Genomic DNA, 12916 nt, shown 5'->3' on the forward strand with positions numbered 1-12916 from the left:
TCCTAGAATAAGCTTTCTTACCTGGAGTATCCGCATATTTAGAATGCAAATCACCAAAATCATACCGACTAACCAATTCCTCAATAAAAAAACAAATATGATTATCTGGAATAAAGTCCCTCAAATTTAAAGGAAGTAAAAACACCTGACCAATACTATCTTCATGCAAAACCATAAACACCAACTCAACAAAAACTAAAAAACATTAATACTATATTACACTCCATAATATTTAAAACTAAGCATAACTAAAAAGAATCAAAAAATAATTATTGCACAGCCAATTAGATGAAGTCCAAAAAGTTGAAGGTTGGGAAGAGCTTGTTAACTCTTATTTAGCTAAAGATAAATTTGATATTTATATTACAGGATCAAATGCTAAACTTCTATCTGGTGAGCTGGCTACTTATTTAAGTGGAAGATATGTTGAAATAAAAATTTACCCATTTTCATTTAAAGAATTTTTGAAATATAAAGCATTAAAAGAGAAAAAAAATCAGAAAAAGACTATAAAAAACTTTTTAATGAATATATGAAATATGGTGCCATGCCTTCTACATTAGGGTTTAATGATAATGAAAAGATTAAAATTTTCAGAGATTTATATAATTCAATAATCCTTAAAGATGTTGTTCAAAGAAATGAAATTAGAGATATTGATTTATTAGATAGAATAGTTAGGTTTACAATGGCAAACATAGGACAATTGTTTTCTGCAAAAAATATAGTAAATTATTTAAAAAAAGACAAAGTGAGTATTTCAACAAAGACTATTTATAACTACTTATCTTATCTTGAAGATGCATGTTTAATTAATAAAGTTAGAAGAGAAGATTTAATTGGAAAAAAACTTTTAAATTATATAGAAAAATTTTATGTAGTAGATTTAGGTTTCCGCCAAATCATTTATGGAAAAAATACTGAAGATATAGGTCAAACTCTTGAAAATATAGTATACAATGAATTAATTAGAAAAGGATATGATATAACAATTGGTAAATTATATGAAAAAGAAGTGGACTTTGTTTGTAAAAAAAATAATAAAACTATTTATATACAAGTTACATATATTTTAGCAGATGACAACACAATAAAAAGAGAATTCGAACCTTTAGGTAAAATAAATGACAATTATCCTAAATATGTTTTTTCAATGGATGACTTTGATAGATCCAGACAAGGAATAAAACATGTAAATATTGTTGATTTTTTAACTGGAGAAATGGATATATGAAAATTATAATTGAATGTTTTTAAAATTAAGTGATAAATAAGTGATTATTATGATAGAATCAAAGCTTGATGGGGAAAGTAAGAATATTTTAGAAGATAATATAGCTAAAATGAAAGAATTATTCCCAAAAATACTAACAGAAGATAAAAATAGACTATCGTTCTAGATACTCATAAATTTCATGAAAAAGCTATAATAAAATGGGATATTTAGAATACACTAAAAAACTTATATTAATGTATTTATAATGCTTTGTACCCTAATCTGGATAGGGTGTAAAACTCCTAATCTGAGCTCAAGGTTGCTTAATTTTAGTTTTAATCGTTTTACACTGTTTTTATCTTTAAATGTTATCATAATTGATTAAAAATAGTTTTATCATTTTCTTTAATTTCATCTAGATATTCCTGTATATCTGGTTGAATAAAGATTTTATAATCTTTATTAATCGAATAATGCCTCGATATCTAATTCAATCCTATTTCCTTTCTCCATATCTTTGCTGATTTCATTTAAATTTATTGAAAAAGTTTCCACATTTTTTAGAAATATGACCTAAATTAGAAGTTGTATTTAAAAGAGGAACATTTTTATTGAAGTCAAAAGAATTATTTTTAGATTTTAATTCATCATCTCTCTTAATTAGAAATTTAGAATTGGGATTATATATTGCAGTACATCCAACCATTTTAAACACCTCTATTTTTATAACCTTTATTTAAATTTTCATCAATAATGTTTACGTTGTATTCATTTGAATCTTTCATGTTTTGTTTTAGCAAGTGTGTAAAAACTTTCCCTCCTGAAAAATATTAGTAAACATATGATTTATCATAACTTTAGTCCTTTTAACTCATCATTTTGTCTTTCAAATTATTAGTTTTAAATAAAACTTGAGTCCTGTCTGGTTTTAAAAATGTTTTTTTCATTTTTTTCATGTAGTCATCATGTGTAGTGTTTAAATGTTCAGACATCTCCGGTAAATCCTTTAAATTAAATTAAATTTAAAGTATTTGTATTTACAAAAATTTCTTACATTCACTTATGAATAAGTTAGCATTATCTAAATCTTGTTTTGCCCTGAATTTTGAAGCATTGAAATCTGTATCATAATCCATATTTATCCTATCTACTTCTAATTGAGATAATATTTTAGCTATTTTGGGATCAAAATCTCCCTTAGCCACATATTCTTTACCAAAATTTTGGATATTACCACTGTGCTTCTTACTCTCAATCCCTTTTTTAAAAAGTAAATCCTTTGTTGCATAAAATACTGCATAGTAAGAACGATTAATTGAAGTGTTGTAGCGATTACCATTGAAATTAAATTCAGCATCACTCAACATGTTTAATGCTCTTTTAAATGCAGATTCACAATCATGCAAGAATAACGCCTTCCTTATCCACATTAGAATAGAATGCATTGTGTTTATATTTGTTATAATGGTTAATATTTATTATTTTAGCTGAAATGTATTCCATATTATTACAAACAATGTCCATTACTTTAGTATATACATCATCATTAATTTTAAATTCATCTCGTTCATTCGCAACAAAAATAATTACATCAATGTCAGAATCTTCAGTATCGTCTCCTCGAGCAACAGACCCAAAAAGAATAATTTTTTCAATTTCTGGATGATTTAAAGAATTTGCAAAATCGATAGCTATTTCTTTTCTATTCATATGTATCACTTTTGTTTTAAATTATCTAATATTTTTATAAAATTAATTTATATTTAAAGTAGTTAATATTCTTTTTGTTACTGGATAAATTGCTATCAAATATGAAATTTTGGAGTTCTGTTAAACTGTTATTTCCACTATCTATTTTGGTAGTGTACTAATTTGTTTTAGGATAGCTTTTTAAGCTGTTATTTACATAAGAACATGATTTTTACTCCATATTACATTAATATTGAGTACATATTTCATAGTATAATATGATACGGTTTTCTCAAGAGGTTAGTTTTTGACAGCCACATTTTAGCATGTTTTTGAATGTCCAAGTTACTTTTTCCTGACCGCTTTGTCGTGGTGTGCTGAGGTGTGTCCATTGGATGTAGGTCCAAATGTTGACTAGTAGAAGATTTAGTCCTATGCATAGTAGTTTTAGTGCTGGGTTTTTTGTAGTGGTGTGTGTTCGTGCTTGGTTCATTAGTCTGTAACTGGATTCTATTCTAATCGTTTTCTATATTCTTTAAATGTGTTTTTTATGGGTATGTCAGTATTGTATACTGAATATGCGAAGTATTTTATTCCATTTTGTTTATATTTTCGTTTAGAGTATTTAATCAGTACATTAAATTGAAATGTGGCTTTTTTTCCTTATAAAATTTCTTTTATTTTACATTTAATGCTTTTTAATGAATTTGCTATCATTGTATTCATATTTTAGCACTATTCTATTATGAAATACTCAAAATTTTTCTATAATATTCAATAGTTTTTATATATATATATATATATATATATTAATATTCATATTTATTGAATAATTTATATTATCATGAACAGTTAAATATATATATTACATATATCAATATATAATAATAGTATTAATTATCATGAATATATAATTAGGAAATGTTAAATCACTATATATAATGCATATATAGTTAATTCTCTTAATATTGATTAATATTGTTATATGTGGTATAATTTTCCGTAATTTCATATTTTATTATTTAAATATTTTTGATTTTAAAATTATAAAAGAATAATGAGTATTTTGAGTGTATTAAAAGATTAATAAATGGATAATAGTAATAAAGGGTGTTTTTTTATGAAGTTTAATAATGGTTTGATTTCAGGAGGATCATTGTATTTTTTAACTATTGTATTATCTATTATGTTTTTAGTTTCTGGTGTTAGTGCTACGGATTATACTTTGAATCCTGGTGATTCTGGAGGAATTAATAGTGTAATAGCTACAATAAATAGTAATGGTCAGTCAGATGATACTTTGACTTTAAATGAAGGGATTTATAATAAAGATAGTGATATAAGGAACAATATTAGTTTTTCTGTTTCTAAAAATTTACTTATTCAAGGAAATGGTACTGCTACTATTGATGCTAGGGGTTCAGGTAATATTTTTACCATAGGTAGTTCTATGGATATGAATAATATTACTTTTAAAAATCTGATCTTTATTAATGCTCATGATAATATTGGTGGTGCTATTTATAATTCTGGTGATTTAACTGTTATTAATTGTAGTTTTACTGGTAATACTGCTAGTAATTATTATGGTGGCGCTATTTATAGTTCTGGTAATTTAACTGTTATTAATTGTAGTTTTACTGGTAATACTGCTAGTTATTCTGATGGTGGTGCTATTATGAATACTGGTAATTCAACTGTTATTAATTGTAGTTTCACTGGTAATAATGCTAGTAATTTTGGTGGTGCTATTTATAATAATGATTATGCTAATTTTAGTGTGAGTGATTCTGTTTTCACTAATAATACTGTTGTTAATGGTGGTGGTGGTGCTATTTCTAATAGGGGTAATTTTATTATTAGTAATTCTGTTTTCACTAATAATACTGCTAGTTATGGTGGTGCTATTCTTAATAGTGTTAGTCTTAATTTCAGTTTAAGTAATTCTAGTTTCACTGGTAATAATGTTATTTATATTGGTTGTGCTATTTATAATACTGCTGATAATTTTAGTGTGAGTGATTCTGTTTTCGCTGGTAATTATGGTGGTGATTCTGGTGGCGCTATTTTTAATGCTGGTATTAATTTTAGTGTAAATAATTCTAGTTTTACAGACAATAATGTTCGTTGGCATGGTGGTGCTATTTTTAATACTGGTATTAATTTTAGTGTAAATAATTCTAGTTTCACTGGTAATAATGCTAGTAATTTTGGTGGTGCTATTTATAATGAAGCTGATGGAGTTAATTCTAGAGTGAATGGTTCTATTTTCACTGCTAATAAAGCCATTATTACTGGTGGTGCTATTTATAATCAGTTTGGTGTTAATTGTAGTGTGAGTAATTCTAGTTTCATTGATAATAATGCTAGTTATGCTGGTGCTATTTATAATCAGTTTGGTGTTAATTGTAGTGTAAATAATTCTGTTTTTACTGGTAATAATGCAATAAATTATGGTGGTGCTATTTATACTAATCGTAGTAGTAATTTTAGTGTGAGTGGTTCTAGTTTTATTGGTAATAATGCTAGTTATGCGGGTGTTATTTATAATTATTATAGTAATAATTCAACTGTGAATAATTCTAGTTTTATTGGTAATAATGCTAGTTATTATGGTGGTGTTATTTATAATCATTATGCTAATAATTCAACTGTGAATAATTCTAGTTTTATTGGTAATAATGCTAGTTATTATGGTGGTGTTATTTATAATTATTATAGTAATAATTTAACTGTGAATAATTCTAGTTTTATTGGTAATAATGCTAGTTATTATGGTGGTGCTATTTACAGTTATGGTCTTAATTTAACTGTGAGTAATTCTAATTTTAGTAATAATAATGTTACTTATTATGGTGGTGCTATTTATAATATTAATTCTAATTTAAGGATCATATTATCTAATTTTAGTAATAATAGTGCTACTTACGGTGCTGGAGCTGTTTATAATGGGGCTTCTAATTTTAATGTGACTTTATCTAATTTTACTAGTAATAATGCTAGAAGTGGTGGAGCTATTATGAATAGTGCTTCAAATGTAGTTATCAATCAATCTGATTTTGTTGGAAATTATGCATTAGATGCTGTAATTACTACTTATGGAAGTAACATTAAAATTAATTATAATCGTTTTTTCAATCCATCAGAAGGACTTATGGACTATGATTATGATAACAATAATAATTTTGACTACAATTGGTGGGGTGAAAATAACATTCCTTCTACAGTTGTTGCAAATAATTACTTTATTGCCAGCGCTAATATTAATGGAAGCAATATTAAATACACTTTCACTCTGAATAACTCTGATTCCTATGATATAAGTTTACTACCTAATTTCACTGGTTATAAGTATATCAATGATGTTTTAAATAGTGAATTCAATCCTAAAGTTAATGGAAGTTTCTCATATTCTGGAGATAATACTACTCTTATTGTTGATTACTGGCTTTTCACTACTAAAGATCTGCTTGGTATTGTTTATGTTAATCAAACTGGGGGAAACGATGAAAATAATGGTTCTAACTGGAATAATGCTGTTGCAACACTAAAACAAGCACTAATTATTCTTAAAGAAGGTGGTAAAATAATTATCGCACCTGAGGGGTCCTACACTGGAATTAATAATACTAACTTAACCATTAATAAAAATTTATCAATTCAAGGCTTTGGAAATGTTATTCTTGATGGTGAAAATACATATCATTTGTTCGATATTTCAAATGTAGCTGTGAACTTTACTAATATTAGTTTTATTAATTTTAACAACTACGACTATTATGGTGGTGCAATATACAGTATGGGGCAATTAACTTTCACTAATTCTAGTTTTGTTAATAACACTGCAAATTCAGCAGGTGCAATAAGAATCAATGGGAAAAACATTTTTAACAATGTAACATTTACAAATAATAGTGCAATAAATATTGCTGGAGCTATTTATAGTTCTAACACCATTTTTATTAATAATTCCATTTTCAATAATAATCATGCTAATGATGCTGGAGCTATTTACTTAGATAACTCTTATGATAATAAAACAATACTATATATTCAAGATTCTACTTTCAATAACAACTATGCTAATTCCACTGGTGCAATTTATACTACTAGCTTTAATTTAACTGTTATTAATTCAAGCTTCTTGAATAATAGTGCACTTGAGGGTAATACTGGTGCTATTGATATAAGTCACTATGATGGAGATTCCACTTCATTAATCAAAGATTCAAACTTTATTAATAATACTGCTTATTATAGTTATGGTGCAGTTTACATGGATGTTCATAATGCATCTATTATTAATTCAACATTCTTAAATAACAGTGCTTTAAATGGAGGTACAGGTGCTTTCTATTATGAGAATGGGAATGATGGTTCTATATTAATTATAGAAGATTCTACATTCGATAATAATTATGCTAGGTGGGGCAATGTAGCAGGATATGTTCAGGGTAATAATGTAATTGTGATTAATTCTAGCTTTGTAAATAATCTTGCAGATGATGGTAGTACTGGTGCTATGTATTTTGAGCTTTATAATGACAACTCAAATTTAACAATTAATAATTCTGTTTTTATTAATAATTCTGCCAGTAGTTATGGTGCTGTTTATATTTATGGTAATAATGTGAATATTACTAATACTAGCTTTATTAACAATACTGCAGATAATGGTTATTATGGTGCATTGTACATGGAATATAATTATGATACTGCTATTTTAAATATTATTGATTCAACTTTTATTAATAATAGTGCTACTTATGGTTATAGTGCTCTTTACACTAATTTTCCTAATGTAACTATTAATAATACTAATTTCACAAATAATCAAGCATTAAATGGATATTATACTGTTTATTATGATAATGGAAATGATGGTTCTATCTTAATTATAGAAGATTCTATATTCAATAATAATTATGCTAAGTGGGGTTATGGAGTAGCATATGTTTATGGTAATAATGTATTTGTGATTAATTCTAGTTTTATAAATAACCTTGCAGATGAGGGTGATGCTGGTGCTCTTTACTTTGATTTTGGTAATGAAAACTCAAATTTAACAATTATTGATTCTGTTTTTATTAATAATTCTGCTAGATCTTATGGTGCTGTATACATTTATGGTAATAATGCGAATATTACTAACACTAAATTTATTAATAACACAGCTATTACAGGAGATGCAGGTGCTCTTTGCTATGCTTATAGCTATGATGAATCAATATTAATTATTAACAATTCAACTTTCATTGATAATTCTGCATATTATAATGGTGGTGCATTATATTTATGGGCTTATGATATTCATATAAACAACAGTGAATTCTCTAACAATACTGCTTTTAATGATAGTGGTGATGGTGCTGGAGCTATTTATCTCCATGTAGAAAATAATTCTGTTATATCTAACTCTAATTTCACAAGTAACACTGCTTACAATAATGGCGGCGCATTATACATTGATAATAGTGGTTTAATAAGTATCTATGATTCTAATTTCACAAATAATTCTGCTGTTGGTTATTATGGTGGAGCTATTTACAATACAGCAGATAATTTAATTGTTAACAATTCTAATTTCATAGGGAACAATGCTTCAACAGCTGGTGGAATATACACAAGTGGGGAATACACAACTATTATTCAATTAAATTTCACTTTAAACGACCAACCCATTTATTTTGATGGAAATAATGGAGTATTGTACAGATCCAATGTTTTTAATAATAATTTAGCTATTATAATTAATAATGGTGCTTCTGATACTAACATTAGCTACAGTCGTATATTTAACAATACTAATAAGAAAGAAAGTGATATAGATATAAATTCAAGTACTTTTGATTTAGAAGATAATGGTATTAATTCCATTCTTGATTATAACTGGTGGGGAGATAACACTCTAAGTATAATGGCAAATGGTGCTCCATTTACTCCTGATAAATACTTTGTTGTGGGAATTACCAATATCTCCATTGTTGGTCATAACAGCATAGCCTTATTTAACTACACTTTTGGTTTAAATGATAACAGCTCTGCTAATGCAACATTACTACCTTATTTTGTTACTGATGTTTGGACTAATATCACAACCACAGGGAGTGTTGAAGTATTCAACCTTTTATCTTTCAATCCAACTGGATTAACACATATCAGTAACTTCGATGCAAGAGAAAACAAAATCATTGCAGTCACACTAAACCTCACCAACACACAAGAAGTTGAATTCACATTTGTAACAGACAACGAAGCCAACAAAATAGATCTACTAATTTACAATAATAGTGGAGAAAATATAACTGTTAACGGAGAAAATGGAACATATCACACCAATATAACTATTAATGCCACATTATCTAATCTAACTGGACCTATGTCTAATAAAACCGTTAACTTTTACATAGACATTGATGGTGATTTTAATGGATCAGGAACTGCTGATTTAATCTTCATTGGAACTGGAACAACTGATGCCAATGGATTTACTAGCATCACATACCTAATCAATTACACAGGCAACTACTCCATTTTCACCATCGCTTTTGATGATGATAACACCACTATCCTAACCTTCAACACCACCAACCTCACCTTCTACCCTCAAAATGCCACCATCACAACTTATAACAACACCACAACAGTTGGAGTCTACCCTACATTAATAGCTAATGTCACTGGTCAATTAGACGGTCAACTAGATGGTGTAACAGTTAATTTCATTGTCAATGGCAATATTGTAGGTACTTCTATCACAAATTCCAGTGGTATAGCTATTTTCACATACACAGGGACTGATTTCACTTATAATTTCACATATTCTGCTGAATTAGATAATGGTAACTACTCATGCCTTAATAGCACTGCAGAAATATTCATAAACAAAGCCAATATCAACATAAACATCACAACTCCCAATGCAAATGTTGGACAAATAATTAATATTACTTTAAATCTCACTAATTTAGCTAATTCTAGCTATCCTATCAATGGTTTGTTTAATGTTAGTGTTGGTGGGGTTAATTATACCAATGTTAACTTTATTAATGGTTTAGCTAATATATCATACCAAGTTACAGCAGTAAGTAATAGTTTGAATATCAGTGTTAGTGGTAATGATTATTATAATCCTAATAATACTAATGGCATTGTTAACTTTACTAAAGCAAAATTAGGTATCAATGCTACTGCCAATGGTAATGTTGGACAAGTAGTTAACATTACTTTAAATCTCACTAATTTAGCTAATTCTACATATCTTGTTAATGGTTTGTTTAATGTTAGTGTTGGTGGGGTTAATTATACTAATGTTAATTTTGTGGATGGTTTAGCTAATATATCATATCAAGTTACAGCAGTAGGTAGTTTGAATGTTAGTATTGGTGGTAATGATTATTACAGTTCTAATAATGCCAGTGTTGTTGTTAATTTATCTAAAGCAAAATTAGGTATTAATATCACAGTTCCGAGTGGTAGTGTTGGTCAAGTGGTTAATGTTACTTTAAATCTCACTAATTTAGCTAATTCTACTTATTCTGTTAATGGTTTGTTCAATCTTAGTGTTGGTGGGGTTAATTACACTAATGTTAACTTTATTAATGGTTTAGCTAATATATCCTATCAAGTTACAGCAGTAGGTAGTAGTTTAAATGTCAGTGTTGGTGGTAATGATTATTACAGTTCTAATAATGCCAGTGTTGTTGTTAATTTATCTAAAGCAAAATTAGGTATTAATATCACAGTTCCGAGTGGTAGTGTTGGGCAAGTTGTTAATGTTACTTTAAATCTCACTAATTTAGCTAATTCTTCCTATCCTGTTAATGGTTTGTTTAATGTTAGTGTTGGTGGGGTTAATTATACTAATGTTAGTTTTGTTAATGGTTTAGCTAATGTATCCTATCAAGTTACAGCAGTAGGTAGTAGTTTAAATGTTAGTGTTGGTGGTAATGATTATTATAATCCTAATAATGCCAGTGTTGTTGTTAATTTCTCTAAGGCAAAATTAGGTATTAATATCACAGTTCCGAGTGGTAGTGTTGGGCAAGTTGTTAATGTTACTTTAAATCTCACTAATTTAGCTAATTCTTCCTATCCTGTTAATGGTTTGTTTAATGTTAGTGTTGGTGGGGTTAATTATACTAATGTTAGTTTTGTTAATGGTTTAGCTAATGTATCCTATCAGATTACAGCAGTAGGTAGTAGTTTAAATGTTAGTGTTGGTGGTAATGATTATTATAATCCTAATAATACTAGTCTCATTGTTAATTTCACTAAAGCAAAATTAGGTATTGGTGCGGTTGTTCCGAGTGGTAGTGTTGGTCAAGTGGTTAATGTTACTTTGAGTCTCATTAATTTAGCTAATTCTACTTATTCTGTTAATGGTTTGTTTAATGTTAGTGTTGGTGGGGTTAATTATACTAATGTTAATTTTGTTAATGGTTTAGCTAATGTATCCTATCAGATTACAGCAGTAGGTAGTAGTTTAAATGTTAGTGTTGGTGGTAATGATTATTATGGCTCTAGTAATACTGATGGTACTGTTAATTTCACTAAAGCAAAATTAGGTATTGGTGCGGTTGTTCCGAGTGGTAGTGTTGGTCAAGTGGTTAATGTTAGTTTGAGTCTCACTAATTTGGCTAATTCTAGCTATCTTGTTAATGGTTTGTTTAATGTTAGTGTTGGTGGGGTTAATTATACTAATGTTAACTTTGTGGACGGTTTAGCTAATATATCATACCAGATTACATCCTCAGGTAGTAGTTTGAATGTTATTGTTGGTGGTAATGATTATTATAGTTCTAATGATACTGAGGGTACTGTTAATTTCTCTAAAGCAAAATTAGGTATTGGTGCGGTTGTTCCGAGTGGTAGTGTTGGTCAAGTGGTTAATGTTAGTTTGAGTCTCATTAATTTGGCTAATTCTAGCTATTTGGTTAATGGTTTGTTTAATATTAGTGTTGGTGGTGTTAATTATACTAATGTTAACTTTGTGAATGGTTTAGCTAATGTGTTCTATCAGATTACAGCATTAGATAGTAGTTTAAATATTGGTACTAATGGTAATAATTATTATAGTTCTAATGATACTAATGTTGTTGTTAATTTCACTAAAGCAAATATTGGTATTGGTGCGGTTGTTCCGAGTGGTAATGTTGGTCAAGTGGTTAATATTACTTTGAATCTTACTAATTTGGCTAATTCTAGCTATCTTGTTAGTGGTTTGTTTAATGTTAGTGTTGGTGGGGTTAATTATACTAATGTTAACTTTGTTAATGGGCTTGCTAATTTACCTTACAATATTAAAGATTCTATTAGTAGTTTAAATGTCACTGTTAATGCTAATCAACTTTATAATTCCAATAGCACTGTTTTAGATGTTAATTTCTCTAAACAAAATGTTTCTCTAAATATTAATGTTCCGAGTGGTAGTGTTGATGATGTGGTTAATGTTACTGTAGATGTTTTAGATAAAAATGGTAATCCATTGATTAATAAGACTGTTGAGATTATTGTTAATGGTAAATCACTAGGTGAATTTATTAGTAACAGCGAAGGGCATATTATTATACCAGTCAATCTTACTAATTCTACCATGAATATTGAAGCAAAATTCTCTGGTGATAACCAGTATGATTCAAGTTATAAATCAATTAGTTTCAATCCCACTTTAAGAAATAGTACAATCACTGTTAATAATGTCACAATTTTAAAAGGTGATACTGCAACTTTAAAAGCTAAAATAACTGATACTGATACTGGTAAACCTATACAAGGGCTTTTTGTTAAATTTTATGTTGGAGGTAAATTTGTGGGAACTAATAAAACCGATGCAAACGGTTTATCCTACTTCAATTATATTCCAACAAAAACAGGTAAAGTCCCACAGCTGTTAAGTTAAGGATTTTTCATGTTAGATATGTAGTGTGTAATGTTGTGATGTTTTTTGTTTATATTCTTATTTTTCTTTTAGCATGTTTTTTATTCTTGATATTGTTAGTCTTGTGTGTC

The 12916-nt window shown here is 27.9% G+C and carries 8 protein-coding genes; 3 read left to right on the forward strand and 5 right to left on the reverse strand.

What is annotated here, in order from left to right; translation table 11 throughout:
• The first annotated feature begins 272 nt into the window (after positions 1 to 272).
• Positions 273 to 536 (forward strand): ATP-binding protein, encoded by a 264-nt coding sequence (locus MBFIL_RS08775; RefSeq protein WP_066973652.1) that lies wholly within the window; start codon positions 273 to 275, stop codon positions 534 to 536.
• Positions 533 to 1234: an ATP-binding protein gene (locus MBFIL_RS08780; protein WP_066973654.1), complete on the forward strand. Its 702-nt coding sequence runs from the start codon at positions 533 to 535 to the stop codon at positions 1232 to 1234. Before MBFIL_RS08775 ends, MBFIL_RS08780 begins: the two co-directional genes overlap by 4 nt.
• A 508-nt stretch (positions 1235 to 1742) precedes the next feature.
• On the opposite strand, the gene MBFIL_RS08785 is transcribed toward MBFIL_RS08780, so the two are convergent.
• The 5 genes from MBFIL_RS08785 to MBFIL_RS10690 form a co-directional block, all read right to left on the reverse strand.
• Entirely contained in the window at positions 1743 to 1922 is a 180-nt protein-coding gene (locus MBFIL_RS08785; protein ID WP_066973656.1) for a hypothetical protein, read from the reverse strand.
• A 160-nt stretch (positions 1923 to 2082) separates the two neighbouring features.
• On the reverse strand, positions 2083 to 2208 hold the full coding sequence (locus MBFIL_RS11145; protein WP_281192566.1) for a hypothetical protein: 126 nt from the start codon (positions 2206 to 2208) through the stop codon (positions 2083 to 2085).
• A gap of 45 nt (positions 2209 to 2253) precedes the next feature.
• Positions 2254 to 2622, reverse strand: coding sequence for a HEPN domain-containing protein (locus tag MBFIL_RS08790; RefSeq protein ID WP_066973658.1), 369 nt, complete (start codon positions 2620 to 2622; stop codon positions 2254 to 2256).
• Positions 2615 to 2926 carry a nucleotidyltransferase domain-containing protein gene (locus MBFIL_RS08795; RefSeq protein ID WP_066973659.1) on the reverse strand — a complete coding sequence of 104 codons (312 nt, stop codon included), beginning with the start codon at positions 2924 to 2926 and terminating at the stop codon, positions 2615 to 2617. The genes MBFIL_RS08790 and MBFIL_RS08795 overlap by 8 nt, the downstream gene beginning before the upstream one ends.
• A 271-nt stretch (positions 2927 to 3197) precedes the next feature.
• Positions 3198 to 3398: a hypothetical protein gene (locus tag MBFIL_RS10690; RefSeq protein WP_157078740.1), complete on the reverse strand. Its 201-nt coding sequence runs from the start codon at positions 3396 to 3398 to the stop codon at positions 3198 to 3200.
• A 627-nt stretch (positions 3399 to 4025) separates the two neighbouring features.
• Here MBFIL_RS10690 and MBFIL_RS08800 point away from each other — a divergent pair.
• The gene (locus tag MBFIL_RS08800; RefSeq protein ID WP_066973661.1) at positions 4026 to 12806 is read left to right on the forward strand and encodes a beta strand repeat-containing protein; all 8781 of its coding nucleotides are present in this window, start codon (positions 4026 to 4028) and stop codon (positions 12804 to 12806) included.
• Positions 12807 to 12916 lie beyond the last annotated feature (110 nt).

Origin of the sequence: Methanobrevibacter filiformis, assembly GCF_001639265.1 — an archaeon.
Lineage (GTDB): Archaea > Methanobacteriota > Methanobacteria > Methanobacteriales > Methanobacteriaceae > Methanacia > Methanacia filiformis.

Excerpts from the sequence above, each read along its gene's own strand:
- MBFIL_RS08780 (WP_066973654.1), top strand. The coding sequence starts at position 533 with ATGAAATATGGTGCCATGCCTTCTACATTAGGGTTTAATGATAATGAA.
- MBFIL_RS08785 (WP_066973656.1), bottom strand. The coding sequence starts at position 1,922 with ATGGTTGGATGTACTGCAATATATAATCCCAATTCTAAATTTCTAATT.
- MBFIL_RS11145 (WP_281192566.1), bottom strand. The coding sequence starts at position 2,208 with ATGTCTGAACATTTAAACACTACACATGATGACTACATGAAAAAAATG.
- MBFIL_RS08795 (WP_066973659.1), bottom strand. The coding sequence starts at position 2,926 with ATGAATAGAAAAGAAATAGCTATCGATTTTGCAAATTCTTTAAATCAT.
- MBFIL_RS10690 (WP_157078740.1), bottom strand. The coding sequence starts at position 3,398 with ATGAACCAAGCACGAACACACACCACTACAAAAAACCCAGCACTAAAA.
- MBFIL_RS08800 (WP_066973661.1), top strand. The coding sequence starts at position 4,026 with ATGAAGTTTAATAATGGTTTGATTTCAGGAGGATCATTGTATTTTTTA.